The organism is Rhizobium sophorae, assembly GCF_013087515.1.
In the GTDB taxonomy this organism is placed as follows: Bacteria; Pseudomonadota; Alphaproteobacteria; order Rhizobiales; family Rhizobiaceae; genus Rhizobium; species Rhizobium sophorae.
Genome location: NZ_JABFCN010000019.1, coordinates 53,456 through 78,199 on the forward strand (window position 1 = coordinate 53,456; position 24,744 = coordinate 78,199).

Below are 24,744 nucleotides of genomic sequence, written 5' to 3' on the forward strand. Positions count from 1 at the left end.
CCTGACGCTATGAGCAAAGAGACCGTGTTTTCCAACGCCCGCATCGTTCTCGAGGACGACATCCTCTCGGGCTCGATCCTCATTCGCGACGGGAAGATCGCCGACATCTCCGAGGGCAACTCGGTAGCCGGCGAAGATTTCGAAGGCGACTACGTTATTCCAGGCCTCGTCGAGCTGCACACCGATCATCTCGAAGGCCATTACCAGCCGCGTCCCGGCATTCGCTGGAACAAGACCGCCGCGGTTCAGGCGCATGACGCTCAGATCGTCACCTCAGGCATCACCACAGTGTTCGACTGCCTGCGCATGGGGGCGGACGAAGACGGCGGCTTCGAACACGGCGAGATGCGCGAGATGGCCGATGCCATCCAGTCGGCGGAGACGGAAGGCAGGCTGCGCGCCGAGCACCTCATCCACCTGCGCTGCGAGGTCTCGGCCGACAATGTGCTCGAACATTTCGCCGATTTCGAAAACGACCGGCATGTGCGGCTCGTCTCGCTGATGGATCATGCGCCCGGCCAGCGTCAGTTCCAGACGATGGATCAATATATTTTCTACTACCAGAAGAAGCGCGGCCTGAGCGACGAGGCCTTCGCCCGTTTCGTCGCCAAGCGCCAGGCAGAATCGGCGCGCAATTCGACGCCGCACCGCAATGCCATCGCCAAGGTCTGCGCCGAGCGCGGCATCACCGTGGCAAGCCATGACGACGCGACGCTCTCGCATGTCGACGAGGCGATCGACAACGGGGTGCGCCTGGCCGAATTTCCCACCAGCTTCGACGCCGCCCGGGCGTCGCACGGACATGGCATGAGCGTGCTGATGGGCGCGCCGAACATCGTGCGCGGCAAATCCCATTCCGGCAATATCGCCGCCCGCGACCTTGCCGAGATGGGGGTGCTCGACGTGCTTTCCTCCGACTACGTGCCGCTCAGCCTGCTGCATGCGCCCTTCATCCTCGCCGACGAAGTCGACAGCATCAGCCTGCCGAAGGCGATCGCCATGGTGACGTCGACGCCCGCCCGCACCGTCAGCCTCGATGACCGCGGCCGGGTCGCAACGGGGCTGCGCGCCGATCTTGTCCGCGTCCACCGTTCGCATGGCGTGCCGGTGACGCGCTCGGTCTGGCGCCAAGGACGCCGTGTCGCATGATGTCGCACGAACCCCACGCAGGAGCCGGAGCCGAGCGCGGCATCATGGTCGTCGTCGTCGGACCGAGCGGCGCTGGCAAGGACACGCTGATGAACCTCGCGGCCCGGCGTTTCAAGGGCCGCGACGAGGTGCATTTCGTCCGCCGCGTCATCACCCGTCACCGTGACGCCGGCGGCGAAGATCATCTTTCCGTCTCCCTCGAAGGTTTTGCCGCTATGGAGCAGTCAGGCTCCTTCGCCGTCTGGTGGGAAGCGCATGGCCTGAAATACGGCATTCCGGCCGAGGTTTCGGTGGCGCTTTCGCGAGGCCACATTGTCGTCGCCAACGGTTCACGCTCGGCGCTTCACCGTTTCCAGGCCGCATTCCCGCGGCTGAAGGTCATCAACGTCACCGCCCGCCCCGAGGTGCTTGCCGGCCGGCTGGAGGCGCGCGGACGCGAGACGCATGAGGATATCATGGCCCGGCTTGCCCGCGGACCGCTGACGGTGCGTGGTGAATATGACGTGGTGGAGCTCGACAATAGCGGCTCGCTCGAAGAGGCCGAGCAGAAGATGATCGAGATTTTGGACGGATTGCTGGCCAAGGCGCCCTGAACAGATCGAAAGGAAGGGTATGCGCGCCATCAAGGTCGTCGACTATGATCCTTCCTGGCCGCGGCTGTTTACCGAGATCAGCACCGAAGTCTCTGCCTTGCTCGGTGACCGTCTGCTTTCCATCGATCATATCGGCAGCACGTCGGTGCCTGGCCTGCCGGCCAAGCCGAAGATCGACCTTGCTGCCGTGATGATATCAGACGCCTTCCTGCCAGCGGCGATCGAGATCGTGCGCGCTGCCGACTTCGTCTTCCACGGCGATACTGGAGAGCAACGATGGGCCCTCACCCGTGATCATGACGGTTATGGGTTCAGGCTCTATCTTTGCGGGCCCAATAATCGCGCGCATCGGGACCGCATGCTGTTTCGCGATTATATCAGGGATCACCCCGAGAGAGGGCCAAGGCCTATGCCGATCTGAAACGCCGGCTGGCTGCGGAGGCAGACGGCGATTGGGATTTTTATACCGGCGGAAAGACCGAGTTTGTCAGCGAGACGGTTCGGCTGGCTGCCTCGATGATGTAAAAAAAGGAATCCGTCAGACGCCCTGGCCGGCGGCGATTACTCGCCGTCGCCCCGTCCCGATACGATCTCGCGCTTGCCGACGTGATTGGCCGGGCCGACGAGGCCTTCTTTTTCCATGCGTTCCACCAATGAGGCGGCGCGGTTGTAGCCGATGCCGAGGCGGCGCTGGATATAGGAAGTCGAGCATTTCTTGTCGCGCATGACGACCTTGACCGCCTGTTCGTAAAGCTCGTTGCCATCCTCGGAGGCCATGGCGCTCTTGTCGAAGACGGCGCCGCCTTCTTCCTCTTCCGTCTCTTCCTCCTCGTCGGCGGTGACGGTGTCGAGATATTCGGGGCGCCCTTGCGTCTTCAGATGAGCAACGACCTTTTCGACCTCGACATCCGAGACGAAGGGACCGTGGACACGGGAAATCCGCCCGCCGCCCTGCATGTGCAGCATATCGCCCTGACCGAGCAGTTGCTCGGCGCCCTGCTCGCCGAGAATGGTACGGCTGTCGATCTTCGAGGTCACCTGGAAGGAGATGCGGGTCGGGAAGTTCGCCTTGATCGTGCCGGTGATAACGTCGACCGACGGACGCTGTGTCGCCATGATCAGATGGATGCCGGCGGCGCGCGCCATCTGGGCGAGGCGTTGGATCGCACCTTCGATGTCCTTGCCGGCGACCATCATCAGGTCGGCCATCTCGTCGACGATGACGACGATATAGGGCATCGGCGTCAGGTCCAGCGCCTGGCTTTCCTCGATCGGAGTGCCGGTGCCCTTGTCGAAGCCAACCTGGACCATGACATGGATGGTCTCGCCCTTTTCGCGGGCCTGGGCCACGCGGTCGTTGTAACCGTCGATGTTGCGCACGCCGAGGCGCGACATCTTGCGATAGCGCTCCTCCATTTCGCGCACGGCCCATTTCAGCGCCATGACCGCCTTCTTCGGATCGGTGACGACGGGCGTCAGCAGATGCGGGATGCCGTCATAGACGGACAGCTCGAGCATCTTCGGATCGACCATGATCAGGCGGCACTGTTCCGGCGTCATGCGGTAGAGCAGCGACAGGATCATCGTGTTGATCGCGACAGACTTGCCGGAGCCGGTGGTGCCGGCGACGAGCAGATGCGGCATCTTGGCGAGTTCGGCAATGACAGGCTCGCCGCCGATGGTCTTGCCGAGGCCGAGCGCCAGCTTGTAGCCGCTCTTCTCGAAATCCTGGCTCTCGATCATCTCGCGGAAATAAACGGTTTCACGCGTGACATTCGGCAATTCGATGCCGATGACGTTGCGGCCGGGGACCACGGCAACACGGGCCGAGAGCGCCGACATCGAGCGGGCGATATCATCGGCAAGGCCGATGACGCGCGACGATTTCACGCCTGGCGCCGGCTCGAATTCATAGAGGGTGACGACGGGGCCGGGACGGACATGGATGATCTCGCCCTTGATGCCGAAATCTTCCAGCACGCTTTCCAGAAGCCCGGCATTCTGCTCCAGCGTCTCCTGCGACATGATCTCGCCGAGGCGTTCCGGCGGCTCCTGCAACAGGGCGCGCGGCGGGAATTCATAGCCGGATGCGTCGATCCTTTCGGGCCTCGCGGCCAGGCGCGGCGACGGCAGGACCGCGGCGACGGGGGGCGTACGCTGCGGCACCGGCGCGGCCTGAGGTGCTGATGCAATGTGAGGAGCTGCCGCGAGCTGAGAGATTGGCGCCGCCTGAGGTGCGGGCACGACAGGTGCCTCGACAGGAATGCGCCTGGGCTTTTCGAGGGATATTGCGGCCGCAGGGCGCATGGCAACCTTCGCGGAGACCGCAGCGGGCTGCGGGGCCGGGCGGGAGACGACGGGAGCGGGGGCCGGCCGGCCGGGGCGCCATTCCATGATCCGGAACAGCGATGTGATCGATTCGGGCGAGGTCTCGGTCTTCGGGAAGGATATCAAGGGCGGGGCGCGAACCGGCTCCGCCTCTTCGAAGGCCATGACTTCCCAGAAGGCGAAATCCGAAATGGAGGAAAGCTCGGCGCTGGCGCGGAAAGCCGGCGCGCCGGGCTCGTCAAGCAAAGGTGACTGCTGTAGTTCGATCCTGTGCGGTGCTACGGAAATCTCGTCCGGCTCCGGCAGATAGATATCGAACGGCACATCGACGGCAACCGGTTCTATCCGTATCGCCTGCTGTCCAATCTGCGAATCATCGCGAACGGGCTCATTCGGCGCGCGCCGCCTGCTGATCAGCGTTTCCGGCGTGCGGGTGAAACGGACGTTCGGCGCGAGGGAAAAGTTGCTCTGCCAGATGGGTGCCGCCGGCTTCTCCCCTGGGTTTTCCTCCGGAAGGTCCGTTTCAATCTCGCTGGAAAAATCTCCGGCATCCGTCAAATTGGTTCTGGGAAAACGCATGCGTCCGCTACTCACTCATGCTTTGCAAATTACGACCCTACCGGGATAGAAAAGGAAGGTTAATAAGTTCCTTCCTGCCGTATCGTTCCGATACGGCCCCTTTGGGTAAATCGCTGCACTTTCAATGAGTTCTGGCGGCGAGAAAAATCTTTGCCAATTTTGGGAGGCGCTCTGACCGCATCGCAATCTTTCAGATCGCTGCTGCCGCTTTAGGCTTTATTTGCACGCATGTCGTTGTCCGCAAAACCGCTTCGCAGTTTTGCGCGACATGCTTTAGTGCGCCTCGTCCCAATTGCTGGCGGCGCGGGCATCGACCCTCAGCGGCACGCGCATTTCCAGCGCCGGCATGGTGGCGTTTTCCATGACCGAGACGATGACCGGCATCGCCTTTTCGACATCCTCGTCCTCGACCTCGAAGATGAGTTCGTCATGCACCTGCAGCAGCATGCGGACACGGTCGGCAAGGCCGACTTCAACAAGCGCCGGCTCTATCTTGATCATCGCCCGGCGGATGACGTCGGCAGCCGAGCCCTGGATTGGCGCGTTGATCGCCGCACGCTCGTTAAAGGCGCGCACGGATGGATTGGAAGAGCGGATTTCGGGATAGTTGATGCGGCGACCGAAGATCGTTTCGACATAACCCTTGTCGCGCGCCATGGCCTTTCGGCTTTCCATATAATCGCGGATACCGGGGAAACGCTCGAAATACTTCTTGATGTAGTCGCCGGCTTCCGAACGCTCGATCGAAAGCTGATTGGCGAGCCCGAAGGCCGAGATACCGTAGATGATGCCGAAATTGATTGCCTTGGCGCGGCGGCGCACCTCGCCCGGCATGCCTTCCACCGGCACGCCGAACATTTCCGACGCCGTCATGGCGTGGATGTCGACGCCATCTTCGAAGGCCTTGGTCAGCTGCGGGATCTCGGCGACATGGGCAAGCACGCGCAGTTCGATCTGGCTGTAGTCGGCGGAGATCAGCTTGTGCCCAGGCGTCGAGATGAAAGCGGTGCGGATCTTGCGGCCTTCTGCGGTGCGCACCGGAATGTTCTGCAGGTTCGGCTCGGACGAAGACAGGCGCCCCGTGGTCGTCGATGCCAGCGAATAGGAGGTGTGGACCCGCTTGGTCTCCGGATGGACATAGCCGGGAAGCGCGTCGGTATAGGTGGATTTCAGCTTGGTGACTTGACGCCAATCAACGATCTTGCGCGGCAGCTCGAAGCCGGCGGCGGCCAGATCCTCGAGCACCTGCGCGGAGGTGGACCATTGCCCGGTTTTCGTCTTGTTGCCGCCGGCAAGGCCCATCTTGCCGAACAGGATGTCGCCCAACTGCTTCGGCGAGCCTATATTGAAGCGCTCCCCGGCCAGCACGTAGATCTCGTCCTCGAGCCTTGCTGCACCCTGGGCCAGTTCGCCGGAGAGGCGCGACAGGATCTGCCGGTCGACGGTGATGCCGCGCGCTTCCATGCGCGCCAGTACCGGCAACAGCGGCCGCTCCAGCCGTTCATAGACGCTGGTCAGCCCTGCTGCCGCCAGGCGGGGCTTCAGCACCAGCCAGAGGCGCAGTGTCACGTCGGCATCTTCGGCGGCATAGTGGGTGGCGCGGTCGATATCGACCAGATCGAAGGTGACGTTCGCCTTGCCGCTGCCCGCCACGTCCTTGTAGGGAATCGGGGTATGGCCGAGGAATTTTTCCGAGAGCGGGTCCATGCCGTGCGCGCCGGTGCCGGCGTCGAGCACGTAGGAGATCAGCATCGTGTCGTCGAAACTCCTCGTCTCGATGCCGAAGCGCTTCAACAGCAGGTAATCGTATTTCAGGTTCTGGGCGACCTTGAGAACGGATTCGTCCTCCAGCAATGCCTTCAGCCGCGGCAGGGCATCGCGCATGGGAATCTGGTTGTCGGCAAGGCCGCCGCCGAGCAGATCGCCGACGCCGTTCTTATGGGCGAGCGGCACATAGGCGGCACGGATCTTCGTGCCGGTGGGATCGGCGGTATTGTCGGCGATCGCCAGCGAAAAGCCGACCAGTTCGGCCTGCATCGCATCCAGCGACGTGGTTTCGGTATCGAAAGCAACGAGGCCGGTAGCGCGCGCATCGGCGATCCAGCGGTCGAGCGTCGCCAGATCGCGGATCGTGACATAGGCCGAATGATCGAAGGGCAGCGTCGCGAAGGCCTGGGCCCGCGCCTTGGCAAGATCGGCGGGCGAAAAGGCGCCTTCGACGACGGTCTTCGCCTTGGCACGCGGCGGCACCGGCACGGATTCGCCCGAGACGTCGGGGATGCCGCCGGCAACGGGCTCGGGTTCGGCCGCATCGAGATCCGGTCCGCGGGCCGTCTCACCCCATTCGATGCGGACGATCGCCGGTTCGATGGCGCCGGCATCGCAATCGCAAGCTTCGGCGACGCGGCGCGTCAGCGTGGTGAATTCCATCGTTTTCAGGAAGCCGATCAGCTTCGGGCCGTTCTGCGGTTCCAGCACCAGCGCGTCGAGATCGAGATCGAGCGGCACATCGGTGCGCAGCCGCACGAGGTCGCGCGAGAGCCTGGCCATGTCGATATTGGCGAGGATCGTCTCTCGGCGCTTGACCTGCTTGATTTCGGTGGCGCGTTCGAGCAGCGTATCGAGATCGCCGTATTCCTCGAGCAGCTGGGCGGCGGTTTTTGGGCCGATGCCGGGAATGCCGGGAACATTGTCGACGGAATCACCGGTCATCGCCTGCAGGTCGATCATCTTTTCCGGCGGCACGCCCCATTTCTCGATGACATCGGGAATGCCGATCTGCTTGTCCTTCATGCTGTCATACATATGGACATTGGGGCTGACGAGCTGCATCAGATCCTTGTCGGAGGAGACGATGGTGACATCGGCGCCGGTCGCTTCGGCCTGGCGGGCATAGGTGGCGATGATGTCGTCGGCCTCGAAGCCTTCGGTCTCGATGCAGGGCAGATTGAAGGCGCGGGTCGCCTCTCTTATAAGGCCGAATTGCGGGATGAGCTCTTCCGGCGGGGCGGAACGGTTCGCCTTGTAGGCGTCGTAAAGATCCTTGCGAAACGTCTTGGCGGAATAATCGAAGATGACGGCAAGATGCGTCGGCGTCACGCCGACATCAGTATTACGCGCATCCCTCAGCAGCTTCCACAGCATGTTGCAGAAACCGGACACGGCGCCGATCGGCAGGCCGTCGGTCTTGCGGGTCAGCGGCGGCAGTGCATGAAACGCCCGGAAGATGAATCCGGAACCATCGACTAGGAAGAGGTGATCGCCTTTTTTCATGCGTGCATGGATAGCGCGGGCATGGGACGAGGTCCATACGGAGTTCGGCATAAAGTTCGGCGCGCAAAAAGGATTGTGGCGTTCGGAGCGTCACACAGCGCCGCGCGTCTTTTCGGACGTGCAAAGCACGCTGAGCACTTGGCGTTGCTGCATAATTTTGTCCTTCCATCGATTCCGATCTCAGGAATTGTGCGGCAGGGATTCCGGCTCACCAAACTGTTACCGATTTGTAACGATTGCCCTCCCTTGAAAAACCACATTCTGAGCCACAAATCCATGTCACCGGCGCTTGATTGCGTCGCGGGTCTGATTACCGGCTTGTCCCCCGCCGCGTCAGGCTTGGACAAAGGCCTTATCCCCCTCTCCGGGCCTTTGTCCCCACTTTAAAGTCGCCGTGGCCAACCTCCAGGCCATGGCGGCTTTTGTTTTTTCGAGGCACTCGAAATTCTGATCGCCGCTTGCATGTTTAGGAGCATCGTATGCGATTTGCTGCATTGTCTCCGGCATGGTTTTGAGCCTAACTTGCAATCATGGGATTTAACCGCATGGATTCGGGAGCCTACCTTGCCAGCCAGCTGGCGAAGGGTTTTGCCCGCTCGCTGCACCAGCGCGCGGTCGGGCTCGGTTTTTCTCCAGGGCAGTTCCCCATTCTGCTGGAACTCTGGGCCGAGGACGGGCTGACCCAGAAACAGCTTCTCGAGCGGGTCGATATCGAGCAGGCAACCATGGCCAATACGCTTTCGCGCATGGTCCGCGATGGGTTGATCGAACGCCGGCCGCATCCATCCGACAAGCGGGCGCAACTGCTCTTCCTGACGCCGAAGGCCCGCGCCATGGAGGCCGAGGCGATCGAGACCGCGCGGGAGGCCGACCTTGCGCTGTTTAAAGGTTTTCGGGTTTTCGAGCGCGAGCTGACGCTTGAATATATCCGCCGGCTTCTGGAAAACGCCAAGGCGCTCTGATCACTGCATAATTCCTTAAATCGGAATCGATTTAAGGATAAAATTATGCAGCAGTCCAAAAGTGTTCCAGCGTCCTTTGCGCGTCTGAAAGACGCGCGGCGCTGTAAGATCACTCGCCGGCACGCTGTGCGCGTCGCAACGAGGACACGCCGGTTTCGATCTGTGCGGTCAGGACGTTTTCTTGGGCGGCACGCTTGATGCTCGGCTCGATATCCGGCTTGCCGAGTAAAAGGCCCTGCACTTGCGCGCAGCCTTCCTCGACGACGATCCGGCGCTGCATCTCGGTTTCAACGCCCTCCGTCACGACAGGCATGCCGAGGCTGTGACCAAGGCCGATGATGGCGCGCACGATCGAGCGCGCCGCCGCATCATGTTCCAGCACGCCGGTGAAACTGCGGTCGACCTTGATCTTGTCGAAAGGGAATGAACGCAGGTTGGAAAGCGAGGAAAAACCGGTGCCGAAATCATCCATGACGATGTGCACGCCGAGCTTGTGCAGCCGCAGCAGCGTCGTCATCACCCGGTCGCGATCGCGAATGAGCGCCGCCTCGGTGATCTCGAGTTCCAGCCGGCTCGGCGCAAGCCCGGTTTCGTCGAGGATCGCCTCGATCCGCTCGCAGAGGTTCGGCAGCATGAATTGCACCGGCGAGAGATTGACGGCGATCATCAACGGCAGCGGCCAGCGCACAGCCTCCCTGCAGGCCTGCTGCAACACCCATTCGCCGAGTTGGACGATCGAGCCGCTTTCCTCGGCGATCGGGATGAAGATATCGGGCTCGGTCAAGCCGTGACCTGGCCGGTTCCAGCGCATCAGGGCCTCATAGCCGCCGATCTCGCCGCTCAGCGCATCGAGGATCGGCTGATAGTCGACATGGATCTGGTTGCGGATGATCGCATGGCGCAGTTCGCTTTCGATCTGGCGGCGGTTCCGTGCCGCCTTATCCATTTCCGCGTCGAAAAAACAGACCTTGCCGCGACCGTCATGCTTGACGCGGTAGAGTGCCGTATCGGCATTGTTGCAGAGTTCTTCAGCAGCAGCGCCATCCGCGGGATAGAGTGCGATGCCGACGCTGACGCCGACGGCGGTCGGGTCGCGCGCGGTGTCCATCTCGGCGGCGAATTCGTCGAGGATTGCCACTGCAAGCTTTTGCGCCGCCGCCGGCTGCTGCCCGGCGGGCTGAATGATGGCGAATTCATCGCCGCCGAGGCGGGCGATCGTATCGCTCTCATCGGCCACGCGGCGCAGGATCGAGGCGACCTTGCGAAGAATTCGGTCGCCTTCGGCATGACCGAAGATATCGTTGACGGCCTTAAATCGATCGAGGTCGAGATAGAAGAGGGCAACCTCGCTGTTCTTTCGTTCGGCCATCTGCAGCGCCTGCCGGATGCGGGTATCGAACAGCGACCGGTTCGGCAGATCGGTGAGCACATCGTGGTGGGCGAGATGCTCGATCATCTCCTCGGCCTGCCTGCGCTCGGTGAGATCACGCACCGCCAGCACCTCGCAATTGTGCCCGCGATAGACGATCCTGCTCGCGGTCACTTCGACGGCGACCTCCCTGCCGTTCCTGGTGTTGAGCAGAGTCTCGCTGGATCTGTTCTGCCCAGTCCCCTGAACAGCGGTCAAAACAGCCGAGGGCGCCTTGCCGGCAAGACCGGCAAGCTTCCAGCCGGAAAGCCCTTGGAAGCGTTCATTGGCATCGATGATCCTGCCTTCCCGCAGGATCAGGAGCCCTTCCTGTGAGGCATTCGCGAGCCCCCTCAGATCCGTCAGGTGGCTTTCGATAAAGACCACCGCGAGCGCAATCAGAATGAGCGCCGTCGCCGCCACCACGACGATCGCAGCAAGCAGGCTGGCGTCGAGCACCGTTGCCGGAACCTCTTTGCCGGGATCCGGCACGAGCGTGATGCTAGCCATCGAGATGAAATGGAGAGCGCAGATCGCGAGGACGAAAGTGATTGACGAGGCGAGGAACCGCCTCAGTCCCTTCAATTGGAAAAAGGCGTGGAAGGCGGCGCTCGACAACAGCGCTCCTGCGAGAACTGCACTCAGCGTCATGAAGGGATCATAAAGGATTGCCGCCTGCGTTTCGATCGCCTGCATGCCGGTCAGGTGCATGGAGGCGATGCCGAGCGCCATCAGGACGCCGCCGCGGATGCGAGAAAACCTGCCGCGACTTTCCGAAGCGACGAGGATCGCCGCCCACGAACCGACAACCGACAGGAGGAAAGAAAGCGTCGTCAGGCCCAGCTGGTAGCCGATCGGCATGCCGCCGTCATAGGCCAACATCGCGATGAAGTGCGTTGCCCATACGCCGGTGCCGAAAGCGAAAGCCGAGGCACTGATCCAGAGCTTGCGCCGCCCGGCATCGCATTCCTGGGCGCGGGAAAGCAGCAGCATAGCCGCGATAGCGCCGACCAGGCAGACCGCGGCGGCGGCAAGCACCAGCCGCCAATCGTGGTTGTCGCGAATACATGTAATGACCGAAAACATCTGCCCCTCCCACAGCTGAATTCGGTCATGTTATTTAGGTTATGCTAAATAACTGTAAATTGAATTAGAATTCTCTTCTATATTATCCAGCAAATCTTGCTGATATTAATCCATGTCTCGCCAGTCTTTCGCGCCGCCGATTTTTTGTTTTTCCGCCTCGCCTGCTTTTCTGGTTTGGTCTATCGTCCGGCCGAATTTCAAAAAGGAGTCGAAAATGACCGATGTAAGCCAGGTGCTTGCGCGCGCGGACCAGAACCTTCCATCGAGCCTCGAAAAGCTGTTCGAGCTTCTGCGTATCCAGTCGATTTCCACCGATCCCGCCTATAAAGCCGAATGCCGAAAGGCTGCCGAATGGCTCGTCGCCTACCTCGGGACGCTCGGCTTTACGGCCTCGGTGCGCGATACGCCCGGCCATCCGATGGTGGTCGCTCACCATGCCGGCGATTCCGCCGATGCGCCGCATGTTCTCTTCTACGGCCATTACGACGTTCAGCCGGTCGACCCGATCGAGCTTTGGGAAAACGATCCCTTCGAGCCATCGATCAAGGATGTCGGCGAGGGCCGCAAGATCCTGACCGGCCGCGGCACCTCCGACGACAAGGGCCAGTTGATGACCTTCGTCGAGGCTTGCCGCGCCTATAAGGAGATCAACGGCGCGCTTCCCTGCCGCGTCACCATCCTCTTCGAGGGCGAGGAGGAATCCGGCTCGCCGTCCCTGAAGCCCTTCCTCGAAGCCAATGCCGCCGAACTCAAGGCCGATTATGCGCTGGTCTGTGATACCGGCATGTGGGACCGCGACACGCCGGCGATCGCCGCTGCGCTGCGCGGCCTCGTCGGCGAGGAAGTGGTCGTGACGGCCGCCGACCGTGACCTGCATTCCGGTCTCTTCGGCGGCGCGGCCGCCAATCCGATCCATATTCTCGTCGAGGCTCTTGCCGGCCTGCATGACGAGACGGGCCGCATCACGCTTGACGGCTTCTATGATGGCGTCGAGGAAACGCCTGACAACATCAAGGCCTCATGGGAGACGCTCGGCAAGACCGCGGAGAGCTTCCTCGGCGAAGTCGGCCTTTCCATTCCATCGGGTGAAAAAGGCCGCTCGGTGCTGGAACTCACCTGGGCGCGGCCGACCGCCGAAATCAACGGCATCTGGGGCGGATATACCGGCGAAGGCTTCAAGACGGTGATCGCCGCCAAGGCTTCGGCGAAGGTTTCGTTCCGACTCGTCGGAACGCAGGATCCGGCTGCCATTCGGGAGGCGTTCCGCAGCTATATCAGTGCGAAGATTCCCGCTGATTGCTCGGTCGAGTTCCATCCGCATGGCGGCTCGCCTGCGATTCATCTTTCCTATGATTCGCCTGTTCTCACCAAGGCGAAGAACGCGCTTTCCGACGAGTGGCCGAAACCCGCCATCGTCATCGGCATGGGTGGGTCGATCCCGATCGTCGGAGATTTCCAGAAGATGCTCGGCATGGAATCGTTGCTCGTCGGCTTCGGCCTCAGCGACGATCGCATCCACTCGCCGAACGAGAAATACGAGCTCGCCTCCTACCACAAGGGCATTCGCTCCTGGGTGCGGATTCTTCAGGCGCTCGCTGCATGAAGGAAAAGGCGCGGCTTCCATCAAGATGCGCCACGCAAAATCGCAATAACAAAAAGGCCGGTTCGACCCGGCCTTTCGTCATCCGCTCATCTCAGTGCCAGTTCATCCGTGGTCAAGGAGCAAGCGGGTATTGCAACGAGATTGCCGCCGAAAGGTTAACGAACCGTTAACAGAACCGGCAGCACCACGCGCGGCTCCAAGGCGCTGACAGACATTCGCCGTTCAAGCTGCGTTCATCGCGGGCGACATATAAGCCATTGAAAGATAAGACGAATGATAACGCTCTGACACAGCTCGGCGATCGCTCTATCTTTTGTTTCAATGGCATATGCCAAGGAAACGCGGCCAAGCGCTGCCTGAAAAACGTGCCAACAAGGACTGAGAAGCGTGAAAAATCTCTTTGTTAAAATCGCAGCCGCCGGCATGCTTATGCTGGCTCCCGCCATGGCGCAGGCTGCCGAGGGCTACTCGACGGCGAACGTCAATATGCGTGCCGGTCCGAGCACCCGATATCCTGCCGTCGCGGTCATCCCGGCCGGTTCTTCCGTCGAGATCCGCGGATGCCTTTCCGACGTCAATTGGTGCGACGTCGAATTCTACGGCGGCCGCGGCTGGGTTTCCGGCCAGTATGTCCAGGCCCTCTACCAGCAGCGCCGCGTCTATGTCGGCCCGCAATATTACCGTCCGCTCGGCATTCCGATGATTCGCTTCAGCGTCGACAGTTATTGGGACCGCTATTACCGCAACCGTGATTTCTATCGCGATCGTGACCGCTGGAGCCGCGGCCCGGATTATTACTACCGCGACCGCGACAATCGGGATCGCGATCGGGATAACCGGGATCGCGACCGTAACTGGCGCGAGCGGGATGGCGGCCGAGATGGGCGCGACCGCGATCGTGACTGGCGCGACGACAATCAAAGGGACGATCGTCAAAGGGACGATCGGCAAAGAGGTGAACGGCAGAGGGACGACCGGAGAGGCGATGATCGCAGGCCGGACCGCGGGAATTTTGATTGCCGCCCCGGCGATCCCTCCTGCGACGAATGAAACGGAAAGGGGACGTAGCGCCGTCCCATTCAGAGGCTTGAAGCCAAGGGAAAACACCCAAGAAAAAGCCCGGCGCTCCCTTGGGAGGGATGCACCGGGCCTGATGTCGATCGGCACGCGTTGAGGGGAGACGGCCGATCATTCGCGGGACGTGAGGGGCTGTCCCGCTTCTTCATAAACAATCGCAAAGCCTATTGGTTCCGCCTGCTGCATAATTCCTTGAAACGGACCTGATTTGAGGAACACTATGCGGCAATTCAATGTGTTACAGCCTTCTTTATGTCTCTCGAAAAGACGCGCTGCACTGAAAAATGCGTCGTATCATCAGTGATTCACGTGACGCACTTCAGGTCTTTTTTTCATGAGGCGTGCAGCTTGGCCGGCGAGCGCTAGACAGGAGCCGCCGGGGAAGCGTCGATTCTCGAATACGGTCACCGACAATTTGATGTGAGGCCACCGCGATGCTCTTGTTTTGCGGGATGCTTTATTGCATTTTTGTGAAGTTGCGGATCGATCTTGATCCGTTCGAGGCTGGACCCTGATGACACAAGGCTACCTGGCTTTCTTCGGGCTTTTCGGCCCTCGGGCAGCCGCCACAGATGTTACCGTTTGGCATAAACACAACCCCATCCTGCCTGTGCGTCTCACCGATGGGGCGAGCCTCAACCCTTCCGGTCAAATCTGGCGGCGCTTTCATCTGGGCGAGTGGGAATATAAGCAGGACCCGGAAACGCTCGACGATTACGAAGCCCGCCAGTTCTGAAGATAGTGCCGTCGCCCGGCGCGATCTGCTTTGCTTTCCATTATTAACACCCCGTTAAATCGCCGCATTTACAGTTCAGTCGGATGATCACGGCGGCCCTCAAAGTGCTCCAGCGTCCTTTGCGCGTCTGAAAAGACGCGCGGCGCTGGAGAAGGGCACCGTTATGCGAAGCTGGCTTCGCGATCGAACATGGGGTGTGACCGGTCCGCGATGGCAGGCAGAGGCAGATCAGGCGACAGAATAGAACCCTCCTTCAGCGGCCGCCCGGCACGCGACGATGACGAATTCTCGCTCGATGCCGACGATCGCATCGCCGGAGGCCGATCTCAGCGCCGCGGCGGCTCGACCCCCCCGCCGAAGCGCGCCGCCCCCCGGCGGCGGCGCGAGCCGCGGGAGCGTGAAGGCGGCGGGTTTTTCGGCTTTATGCGCCGCATGGTCTACTGGTGCGTCGTGCTTTTCATCTGGGCCGGCATCGGCGTTGCCGGGCTCGTGGTCTATTATGGGTCGCGCATGCCGAGCGCCAGCACATGGGCGATCCCGGAGCGGCCGCCGAACGTCAAGATCACCGCCGTCGACGGCAGCGTCATCGCCAATCGCGGCGCCACCGGCGGCGAGGCGCTGTCGCTCGAAAACATGTCTCCCTATATTCCGGAAGCCGTCATCGCCATCGAGGATCGGCGTTTCTATTCGCATTTCGGCGTCGATCCGCTCGGCCTCGGCCGGGCGATCGTGACCAATCTCGCGGCTGGCCACATGGTCCAGGGTGGCTCGACGCTGACGCAGCAGCTTGCCAAGAACCTCTTCCTCTCCCCAGAGAGAACGCTGGAACGCAAGGTGCAGGAGGTGCTGCTCTCGCTCTGGCTGGAGCAGAAATATACCAAGGACCAGATCCTTGCCATGTATCTCAACCGGGTGTTCTTCGGATCGAACGCCTATGGCGTCGAGGCAGCCTCACGCCGCTACTTCAACAAATCGGCGCGTGACGTAAACCTTGGCGAGGCCGCGGTACTGGCCGGCCTGCTCAAGGCGCCGTCGCGGCTCTCACCAGCCCGCGATGCGGAAGCTGCGAATGCACGCGCCCAGCTCGTGCTCGCGGCGATGCGCGAACAGGGCTTCATCACCGATTCCGAGGTCAAGACGGCGATGTCGCAGACCCCGGCTTCGGCCAAGAGCTACTGGTCCGGCGCCGGGCACTATGTCGCCGACATGGTGATGGACGAGCTGCCGGGGCTGATCGGCGACGTCAAGGAAGACGTCATCGTCGATACGACCATCGACAAGTCGCTGGAAAAGAAGGCCGAGCAATCGTTGGTCGACGTACTCGACAAGGAGGGCGGCAAGCTCGACGCCTCGCAGGCGGCCCTCGTCTCGATCGACGGCACCGGCGCGATCCGGGCGCTCGTCGGCGGCCGGGACTATGCGACGAGCCAGTTCAACCGCGCCGTCAAGGCCAAACGCCAGCCTGGTTCCTCGTTCAAGCCCTTCGTCTATGCTGCAGCACTCGAGAAGGGACTGACGCCCTATTCGGTGTTCAACGACGCGCCGATCCGGATCGGCGACTGGACGCCCGAAAATTACGAGAAAAAATACAATGGCGAAGTGACGCTGGCGACCGCGCTTGCCAAGTCGCTGAACACAGTGGCCGCCCAGCTGGTGATGTATGACGGGCCGGATCAGGTGATCAAGCTTGCCCACCGGCTCGGCATCGAAAGCGAGCTGCAGCCGAACGCTTCGATCGCGCTCGGCACGTCCGAGGTGTCGCTGATGGAACTCACCGCCTCCTATGCCGCCTTCATGAACGGCGGCTACAAGGCGACGCCGCACGTCATCCGCCGGGTGACGACGGCCGAGGGCAAGGTTCTCTACGAAAATACCTATGACAGCCCGCCTCGTGTTCTCTCGGAGCAGATCGCCGCCCAGATGGATGCGATGATGATGGGCGTCATCGACAACGGCACCGGCAAGAGCGCCAAGATCCCCGGCTGGCAGGCGGCGGGAAAGACCGGCACGACGCAGAATTCGCGCGACGCGCTCTTCGTCGGCTTCACCAGCAACCTGACCACCGGGGTCTGGTTCGGCAATGACGACGGCAAGCCGATGAAAAAGGTGACCGGCGGCGGCTTGCCCGCCAAGGCCTGGAAGGAATTCATGATCGCCGCCCACAAGGGTCTTTCGCCGGCACCGCTCTTCGGCAACGGCCAGTTGATCGCCGATCCGAACAATGGTCAGCCGATGGCTGAGGCCGCCCCTGGTAATGGACAAACGGGCGGTGGGCAGTTGGGCAGCGGGCAGCCGATGACGGCCGAGGCGCCGCCTTCGACGATCGGCGGCATCATTTCCGGCGTCTTCGGCGGCAGCGACAATGCAAATCGTTATCCGCAAGCGCCTGTCCGGCGGCAGGCGGCAAGCTCCGGCAATGGCCCGGTTCCGCCCGCAGACATTGCCGAAGGCGGCGGTTCGGGCTATCAGGGCGTGGTGCCACCTGGGGATGTCGGAGGGGCGCAGACAACCTCTTCCGTCCAGCCGCGGCGCACGACGCTGCTCGATCTGATCATGGGCCAGTGAGATCTTTGCTGCATGTCCGACACAAGCCCGATGCTCTAAAGCGCATCGCGATCTTTCGGAGTCGCGCCTCGCGCTTCAGGTCTTCGTTTTACCTATGTCGTTGTCGCAAAACGGCTGCGCAGTTTTGCGCGACATGCTCTAAAAATCGGCCGCATTCCGGACATGGGGCGACCTCTTTCCCGGCGACTGTAAAAATTGAATGCAACACATTCGTTTTGCTGGATTCCGGGCCATTTCTCGCCTTGCAGTCCAGAAAACCGCTCCTTATATACGCCGCATCACCGCAATCACGATTGCGTAATCTTAAGTAGACCCATCCCGTAAGGGGCTGTCAGGGAAATGCCTTCTCGGGGTTCCGACAGCTTGCTTCAAGGAGAGAATGACATGGCAAAAGTAATTGGTATCGACCTTGGAACGACGAATTCCTGCGTCGCAGTCATGGACGGCAAGGACGCGAAGGTTATCGAGAATGCGGAAGGTGCGCGTACGACCCCTTCCATGGTGGCATTTTCCGATGATGGCGAACGCCTCGTCGGCCAGCCGGCCAAGCGCCAGGCAGTCACCAACCCGACGAATACGCTCTTTGCAGTCAAGCGCCTGATCGGCCGCCGCTACGAAGATCCGACCGTCGAGAAGGACAAGCACCTCGTTCCCTTCACCATCGTCAAGGGCGACAATGGCGACGCCTGGGTCGAAGCCAATGGCAAGGGCTACTCGCCCGCACAGATTTCCGCGATGATCCTTCAGAAGATGAAGGAAACCGCCGAATCCTATCTCGGCGAAAAGGTCGAGAAGGCCGTCATCACCGTTCCCGCCTACTTCAACGACGCGCAGCGCCAGGCAACCAAGGATGCCGGCCGCATCGCTGGTCTTGAAGTCCTGCGCATCATCAACGAGCCGACTGCGGCAGCGCTCGCTTACGGTCTCGACAAGAAAGAAGGCAAGACGATTGCCGTCTACGACCTTGGCGGCGGCACCTTCGATATTTCGATCCTCGAGATCGGTGACGGCGTCTTCGAAGTGAAATCCACCAACGGCGATACCTTCCTCGGCGGTGAAGACTTCGACATGCGTCTTGTCGAATATCTCGTTGCTGAGTTCAAGAGGGACAACGGCATCGACCTGAAGAACGACAAGCTTGCCCTGCAGCGCCTCAAGGAAGCTGCGGAAAAGGCAAAGATCGAGCTTTCCTCTTCGCAGCAGACCGAAATCAACCTGCCGTTCATCACGGCCGACGCATCCGGTCCGAAGCATCTGACGCTGAAGCTGACCCGCGCCAAGCTCGAAAGCCTGGTCGACGATCTCGTCCAGCGCACGATCGCGCCATGCAAGGCAGCGCTCAAGGATGCCGGTGTCACCGCTGCCGAAATCGACGAAGTTGTTCTCGTCGGCGGCATGAGCCGCATGCCGAAGGTACAGGAAGTCGTCAAGCAACTGTTCGGCAAGGAGCCGCACAAGGGCGTCAACCCGGATGAAGTGGTGGCCCTTGGTGCCGCCATCCAGGCCGGCGTTCTGCAGGGCGACGTCAAGGACGTCCTGCTGCTCGACGTGACCCCGCTGTCGCTCGGCATCGAGACGCTCGGCGGTGTCTTCACCCGCCTGATCGAACGCAACACGACGATCCCGACGAAGAAGAGCCAGACGTTTTCGACCGCCGAAGACAACCAGCAGGCCGTGACCATCCGCGTTTCGCAGGGCGAGCGTGAAATGGCTGCCGACAACAAGCTGCTCGGCCAGTTCGATCTCGTCGGCCTGCCGCCGTCGCCGCGCGGCATGCCGCAGATCGAAGTCACCTTCGACATCGACGCCAACGGCATCGTGCAGGTTTCGGCCAAGGACAAGGGCACCGGCAAGGAACAGCAGATCCGTATCCAGGCTTCCGGCGGTCTTTCCGACGCCGACATCGAGAAGATGGTGAAGGATGCCGAAGCCCATGCCACCGAGGACAAGAAGCGCCGCGAGGCCGTCGAAGCCCGGAACCAGGCCGAAAGCCTGATCCATTCCACGGAAAAGTCGCTGAAGGATTATGGCGACAAGGTTTCCGAGGCCGACCGCACCGCGATCTCGGATGCGATCGCCGCACTGAAGACGGCGTCGGAAGCATCCGAGCCCGATGCCGACGACATCAAGGCCAAGACCCAGACTTTGATGGAAGTGTCGATGAAGCTCGGCCAGGCGATCTATGAAGCACAGCAGGCCGAAGGCGGCGCTGCTGGCGATGCCTCCGCGGAAGGCGGCGACAATGTCGTCGATGCCGACTACGAGGAAATCAAGGACGACGACCGCAAGAAGTCCGCGTAATCCGCGACGGCGTGGTTATGCTTCAACATCTGATCCGGCTGCTCACCATGGCAGCCGGAAATCCATTTCCGGGGTTTAATCCTTAATGGCAAAAGCGGACTTTTACGAAACTCTGGGTGTAGCCAAGTCGGCGGACGAGAAAGAGCTGAAGAGCGCCTTTCGCAAACTGGCGATGAAATACCATCCGGACAAGAACCCGGATGACAAGGACGCCGAACGGAAGTTCAAGGAAATCAACGAAGCCTACGAGATGCTCAAGGACCCGCAGAAGCGGGCGGCCTATGACCGGTATGGTCATGCGGCCTTCGAGCATGGCGGCATGGGCGGCGGCGCTGGCGGATTTGCCGGCGGCGGTTTCTCCGACATTTTCGAGGACATCTTCGGCGAGATGATGGGTGGAGGGCGCGCGCGCCAGCGCTCGTCAGGCGGCCGCGAGCGCGGCGCCGATCTTCGCTACAACATGGAAATAACGCTGGAAGAGTCTTTCTCCGGCAAGACGGCGCAGATCCGGGTTCCAACGTCGATCACCTGCGACGTCTGTTCGGGCTCGGGCGCCAAGCCCGGCACGCAGCCGAAGAACTGTGGCACCTGCCAGGGAACGGGGCGCGTGCGCGCGGCACAGGGCTTCTTCTCGATCGAGCGGACCTGCCCGACCTGCCATGGCCGCGGCCAGATCATTCCCGATCCCTGCCCGAAGTGCCATGGCCAGGGTCGGGTGACGGAAGAGCGTTCGCTCTCGGTCAATATTCCCGCCGGCATCGAGGACGGCACCCGCATCCGGCTGCAGGGCGAAGGCGAGGCCGGCGCCCGCGGCGGACCGGCAGGCGACCTCTATATCTTCCTGTCCGTCAAACCGCATGAATTCTACCAGCGCGACGGAGCCGATCTCTATTGCGCCGTTCCGATCTCGATGACGACGGCCGCGCTCGGCGGAACCTTCGACGTGGCGACGCTCGACGGCACCAAGTCGCGCGTCACCGTGCCCGAGGGCACCCAGGTCGGCAAACAGTTCCGCCTCAAGGGCAAGGGCATGCCGGTGCTGCGTTCGGTGCAGACGGGCGACCTCTACATCCAGATCCAGATCGAGACGCCGCAAAAGCTCACCAAGCGCCAACGGGAACTGCTTCAGGAATTCGAGCAGCTTTCCTCCAAGGAGAACAATCCCGAATCGACGGGCTTCTTTGCCCGCATGAAGGAATTCTTCGAAGGCTGAGCTGTGATCGACATGCCCATTACGAAAAGCCGGGGACGGAAGCGTCTCCGGCTTTTTTGTTGCGCGAGTCCCAATTTGCGACATTCACCGTCCACGCCGGCGAATCTGTCCCGGATCGATACGGCGGCGGACGGGACGACGACTTGCGTTAACGCAGCCAGATGATGCCGCTTGCAAGTTTTCCAAATGAATTCAGTCTCTGCCGTCAGTGCATGACCCCGAGAATCGGAATCGATTTTCGGGGTCATGCACCACATCAAAGTGATAGAGCGTCCTTAGCGCGGCGCTCTAGCGAGGGACAACCAAACCCAAGGGTATCGACCATGGCGCCAGCCTTTTCCTCTCAGTCCGAAGACGTCGACGTTCTCGCCGGCGCCATCTACACATGGTGCGCCGAGCGCAACATCAAGCTTCGCAGCCAGCAAGGCCTTTCCATCGCCAGCATCGCGATCGACCTCTATCATGCCGGCCACCAGACGCAGGACGATCTGCTGATGGCGCTGCACGAATGCGAGATTCACTGAAGCGTGCGGCATCAAACCTCAATCAGGCGGTCTGCTTCCGGTCTTTGTTCTGATGCAGGTCATCCCCCAATATTGCTGCACACCCGCAGGTGTCCCGGAAGCCATCCAGACCTTGAATAGGTCGTGCTTTCCGTGGGAACCGTGATTGCTGCGGTGGAATCAGGCGGTGGTTTCGGCCGTTTCGCCCATCATGAGGGTGACGATGGTCTTGACCGCTTCCTTGCCTGCCGGTGAGTTCAGCTTGTCGTAGCTCAGCGCAAGCGCATAAGCGTCGGGGCTGAGTTCGACACGGCTGCCGAATGGCGACATGCCGGCACCCTCGAAGAGAGCGGAGATGTCGACGTCGAGAAAAACCGCGATCTGATGCAGCTTGCTGGCGGAAACGCGGTTCGCCCCCTTCTCGTATTTCTGGATCTGCTGGAAAGTCAGTCCGAGTGCTTCGCCAAGCTCGAGCTGGGAAACACGGCGAAGGGCGCGAAACTGTCTGACGTTGCGACCGACGATAATATCAACCGGATCTGGCACTTCATCACTCTCTTATACATAAACGGTCCGTTTACCATATCGTTTGCATCGGATAACTCAACCCTACAGTTGCAAAATTCAACCAACTTTTTTTGGGCTTTACGTAACGTCAGTAGCCTTAGAGGATGGCGGCAAACCCTGAATATCCGGAGCTGGAAGACATTGGCAATGACTGTCGGCGGGATCGGTTTGGCGATGTCAGGCCATCTCCGATGGCTGTACTTTTAACCGAATTTCGAAAGTCCATGGCTGTGGCGCCAGCCGCCGCGTCCGGACGTTCGGCAGCAGCGGCGGTACACGATCCGCGGCCAAAAAGCTGCCAGCCTTGCCATCAGCGCCGCTTGGGCTTAGCTGTCACGCTTTACGATTCCGGACATTCGATGCCGCACAAGGTTTCTCTTTCCCGTCTGAAGCTGACAGACTTCCGCAACTATGCGGCGGCGGCCCTTGCCCTTGACGGTCGGCATGCCGTGCTGACGGGAGACAACGGCGCCGGCAAGACCAATCTCATGGAGGCAGTCTCGCTGCTTTCGCCTGGCCGCGGTCTGCGCCGCGCGGCTTATGGCGACATTACCCGCGTCGGCGCGGCCGGCGGCTTTTCGATCTTCGCCGCGCTCGACGGCATGGAGGGCGACGTCGAGATCGGCACCGGCATCGAAACGGGCGAGGAGACCACCGCCCGCAGGCTGCGCATCAATGGCACGACGGCAAAGACTGCCGACGAACTGACCGACCATCTGCGCCTTCTCTGGCTGACACCGGCGATGGACGGGCTCTTTACCGGCGCCTCTTCCGACCGGCGCCGCTTTCTCGACCGGCTGGTGCTGTCGCTCGATCCCGCCCATGGCCGCCGCGCCAGCGATTTCGAGCGCGCCATGCGCAGCCGCAACAAATTGCTGGATGAAGGGCGCTTCGATCCCTCCTGGCTTGCCGGTATCGAGGAGCAGATGGCAAGCCTCGGCATCGCCATGGCGCTCGCCCGGCAGGAGATGCTCGGCCTGCTGACCCGGCTGATCGAGGAAACCCGCGAAACGTCGCCCTTCCCTTCGGCATCGCTGCAGCTCTCGGGCTTCATCGACGGTCAGTTCTCGCGCCCCTCGGTCGATCTCGAGGACGACTACGCGGCGATGCTGGCGGAGAGCCGCTACCGCGATGCCGGCGCAGGGCGCACGCTTGAGGGGCCGCACCGGGCCGATCTCATCGTGCATCACCGCGAAAAGGCGATGGAGGCGGAGCGTTGCTCCACCGGCGAGCAGAAAGCACTGCTTGTCGGCCTGGTGCTTGCGCATGCGCGGCTCGTCGGCAATCTCACCGGCCATGCGCCGATCCTGCTGCTCGACGAGATCGCGGCCCATCTCGACGAGGGCCGCCGCGCCGCGCTATTCGACCTCATCGACGGGCTGGGCGGCCAGGCCTTCATGACCGGAACGGATCGCGCGATGTTTTCGGCACTCGGCGACAGGGCACAGTTTTTCACGGTGGCCGACGGAAGGGTGTTCGAATGACGGAGGCGGCTTTTCCCGGCGTTGGGCGTCATGATAACATCGGAGCCATGGAACCGCTCAGCCCGGAAGAAATCGCGCGCTATCACCGCCACATCCTGCTGCCCGAGATTGGCGGCGCCGGCCAGCAGAAACTGAAAGCCGCCCGCGTGCTGGTGATCGGTGCCGGCGGCCTCGGTGCACCGGTCCTGCAATATCTGGCCGCAGCCGGTGTCGGCACGCTCGGTATCGTCGACGACGACCGGGTGTCGCTGTCGAACCTGCAGCGCCAGGTGATCCATGATTCCGGCACGATCGGCGAATGGAAGACGGAGAGCGCCGCCTTCGCCATTGCCAGGCTCAATCCGCATGTCCGACTGATCCGCTTCGAGGAACGCTTCTCCCCGGAGGCCGCCCGCCGTCAGCTCTCGGGCTTCGATCTGCTGATCGACGGCTCCGACAATTTCGACACCCGTTATGCCGCAGCCGATGCGGCTGATGAAGCGCGCATTCCGCTCGTCACCGGCGCCGTCGGGCGCTTCGACGGCTCGCTGACGGTTCTCAAGCCCTATGAAACGGCTGAGGACGGAACGCCCAACCCTAGATATCGTGACCTGTTTCCGGAAGCGCCGCCGGCCGGATTGATTCCCGCATGCGCCGAGGCCGGCATCATCGGCGCGCTGACCGGCGTCATCGGCACGATGATGGCGATGGAGGCGATCAAGCTCGTCACCGGCACCGGCGAACCGCTGGTCGGACGGTTGCTGCTCTACGACGCGCTCTCGGCCCGCTTCGACACCATCCGCTACAAACGACGCCGCACAACACAGAGACAGGCGGGATGAGGATCGTTCCGCTTGATCAGACTTTCACGCGCTGGGATGAACTGCTGGCACTCATCCTTTCCGCCTTCGCCTCCATGAACGGCCGGATCGACCCGCCATCTTCGGCGCTCAAGCTGACGACGGCATCACTGGCCGAGAAGGCCGGGACCGAGATCGGCCACGTCGCCATCGACGGCGAAAAGCTGGTCGGTTGCCTCTTCCTGCGGCCGGAAGCCGATTGTCTCTACGTCGGCAAGCTCGCCGTTCTGCCTGAGGTGCAGGGCAAGGGCCTCGGCAAACGGCTGCTGACAATTGCCGAGGAGACCGCTGCGGCGCTCGACCTTCCCGCCTTGCGGCTGGAAACGCGCATCGAACTCACCGACAACCACGCCGTCTTTGCCGCCTGGGGATTTTCCAGAACCGCCGAAAAGGCCCATCCCGGCTTTGCCAGGACGACATTTGTCGAGATGCGCAAGGCTCTTGCGGCTCCGATCCACGTCACCTGATTTACAGAGCT

The 24,744-nt window shown here is 61.6% G+C and carries 17 protein-coding genes and 1 pseudogene; 14 read left to right on the plus strand and 4 right to left on the minus strand.

What is annotated here, in order from left to right:
* Positions 1–9: 9 nt before the first annotated feature.
* The 3 genes and pseudogenes from G9X64_RS11560 (at position 10) to G9X64_RS11570 (ending at position 2,267) form a co-directional block, all read left to right on the plus strand.
* Positions 10–1,149 carry an alpha-D-ribose 1-methylphosphonate 5-triphosphate diphosphatase gene (locus tag G9X64_RS11560; protein WP_168312765.1) on the plus strand — a complete coding sequence of 380 codons (1,140 nt, stop codon included), beginning with the start codon at positions 10–12 and terminating at the stop codon, positions 1,147–1,149.
* Positions 1,146–1,742: a phosphonate metabolism protein/1,5-bisphosphokinase (PRPP-forming) PhnN gene (gene phnN, locus G9X64_RS11565; RefSeq protein WP_168312766.1), complete on the plus strand. Its 597-nt coding sequence runs from the start codon at positions 1,146–1,148 to the stop codon at positions 1,740–1,742. Before G9X64_RS11560 ends, phnN begins: the two co-directional genes overlap by 4 nt.
* 19 nt (positions 1,743–1,761) lie before the next feature.
* Positions 1,762–2,267, plus strand: a pseudogene (locus G9X64_RS11570) (GrpB family protein).
* Between the two features lie 36 nt (positions 2,268–2,303).
* Here the strand turns inward: G9X64_RS11570 and G9X64_RS11575 are convergent.
* Together G9X64_RS11575 and polA are read right to left on the minus strand one after the other, a co-directional pair.
* Positions 2,304–4,649 carry a DNA translocase FtsK gene (locus G9X64_RS11575; RefSeq protein WP_171376580.1) on the minus strand — a complete coding sequence of 782 codons (2,346 nt, stop codon included), beginning with the start codon at positions 4,647–4,649 and terminating at the stop codon, positions 2,304–2,306.
* 273 nt (positions 4,650–4,922) lie between these two features.
* Positions 4,923–7,922, minus strand: coding sequence for a DNA polymerase I (gene polA / locus G9X64_RS11580; RefSeq protein WP_168312101.1), 3,000 nt, complete (start codon positions 7,920–7,922; stop codon positions 4,923–4,925).
* Positions 7,923–8,467: 545 nt separating this feature from the next.
* Between polA and G9X64_RS11585 the strand changes: the two genes are divergently transcribed.
* Positions 8,468–8,884, plus strand: coding sequence for a MarR family winged helix-turn-helix transcriptional regulator (locus G9X64_RS11585; protein WP_003583451.1), 417 nt, complete (start codon positions 8,468–8,470; stop codon positions 8,882–8,884).
* 109 nt (positions 8,885–8,993) lie between these two features.
* Here G9X64_RS11585 and G9X64_RS11590 read toward each other — a convergent pair whose 3' ends face one another.
* Entirely contained in the window at positions 8,994–11,378 is a 2,385-nt protein-coding gene (locus tag G9X64_RS11590) for a bifunctional diguanylate cyclase/phosphodiesterase (RefSeq protein ID WP_171376581.1), read from the minus strand.
* Positions 11,379–11,592: 214 nt separating this feature from the next.
* Between G9X64_RS11590 and G9X64_RS11595 the strand changes: the two genes are divergently transcribed.
* The 7 genes from G9X64_RS11595 to G9X64_RS11625 all read left to right on the plus strand — a co-directional run bounded on the left by G9X64_RS11595 (position 11,593) and on the right by G9X64_RS11625 (position 21,397).
* Entirely contained in the window at positions 11,593–12,981 is a 1,389-nt protein-coding gene (locus tag G9X64_RS11595) for a dipeptidase (protein ID WP_168312099.1), read from the plus strand.
* A 387-nt stretch (positions 12,982–13,368) separates the two neighbouring features.
* Entirely contained in the window at positions 13,369–14,031 is a 663-nt protein-coding gene (locus G9X64_RS11600; RefSeq protein WP_168312098.1) for an SH3 domain-containing protein, read from the plus strand.
* A 541-nt stretch (positions 14,032–14,572) separates the two neighbouring features.
* The gene (locus G9X64_RS11605) at positions 14,573–14,794 is read left to right on the plus strand and encodes a hypothetical protein (RefSeq protein WP_168312097.1); all 222 of its coding nucleotides are present in this window, start codon (positions 14,573–14,575) and stop codon (positions 14,792–14,794) included.
* Positions 14,795–15,004: 210 nt separating this feature from the next.
* Positions 15,005–17,359 carry a transglycosylase domain-containing protein gene (locus G9X64_RS11610; RefSeq protein WP_168312096.1) on the plus strand — a complete coding sequence of 785 codons (2,355 nt, stop codon included), beginning with the start codon at positions 15,005–15,007 and terminating at the stop codon, positions 17,357–17,359.
* A 384-nt stretch (positions 17,360–17,743) separates the two neighbouring features.
* Positions 17,744–19,660: a molecular chaperone DnaK gene (gene dnaK, locus G9X64_RS11615; protein ID WP_129422290.1), complete on the plus strand. Its 1,917-nt coding sequence runs from the start codon at positions 17,744–17,746 to the stop codon at positions 19,658–19,660.
* Between the two features lie 85 nt (positions 19,661–19,745).
* Entirely contained in the window at positions 19,746–20,873 is a 1,128-nt protein-coding gene (dnaJ, locus tag G9X64_RS11620; protein ID WP_168312095.1) for a molecular chaperone DnaJ, read from the plus strand.
* Between the two features lie 323 nt (positions 20,874–21,196).
* Positions 21,197–21,397 (plus strand): hypothetical protein, encoded by a 201-nt coding sequence (locus tag G9X64_RS11625; RefSeq protein WP_003544370.1) that lies wholly within the window; start codon positions 21,197–21,199, stop codon positions 21,395–21,397.
* Positions 21,398–21,556: 159 nt separating this feature from the next.
* Here the strand turns inward: G9X64_RS11625 and G9X64_RS11630 are convergent, their stop codons facing one another.
* Positions 21,557–21,922, minus strand: a complete 366-nt coding sequence (locus G9X64_RS11630) for a helix-turn-helix domain-containing protein (protein WP_168312094.1) — start codon at positions 21,920–21,922, stop codon at positions 21,557–21,559.
* A gap of 380 nt (positions 21,923–22,302) precedes the next feature.
* Here G9X64_RS11630 and recF point away from each other — a divergent pair, with 380 nt between their 5' ends.
* The 3 genes from recF to G9X64_RS11645 are packed head-to-tail and all read left to right on the plus strand — an operon-like array spanning position 22,303 to position 24,733.
* A complete protein-coding gene (gene recF / locus G9X64_RS11635; RefSeq protein ID WP_171376582.1) occupies positions 22,303–23,427 on the plus strand; it encodes a DNA replication/repair protein RecF in 1,125 nt (374 codons plus the stop codon).
* Positions 23,424–24,248, plus strand: a complete 825-nt coding sequence (locus G9X64_RS11640; protein WP_171376583.1) for a molybdopterin-synthase adenylyltransferase MoeB — start codon at positions 23,424–23,426, stop codon at positions 24,246–24,248. The genes recF and G9X64_RS11640 overlap by 4 nt, the downstream gene beginning before the upstream one ends.
* Positions 24,245–24,733, plus strand: coding sequence for a GNAT family N-acetyltransferase (locus tag G9X64_RS11645; protein WP_168312091.1), 489 nt, complete (start codon positions 24,245–24,247; stop codon positions 24,731–24,733). The genes G9X64_RS11640 and G9X64_RS11645 overlap by 4 nt, the downstream gene beginning before the upstream one ends.
* The last annotated feature ends 11 nt before the right edge of the window (positions 24,734–24,744 follow it).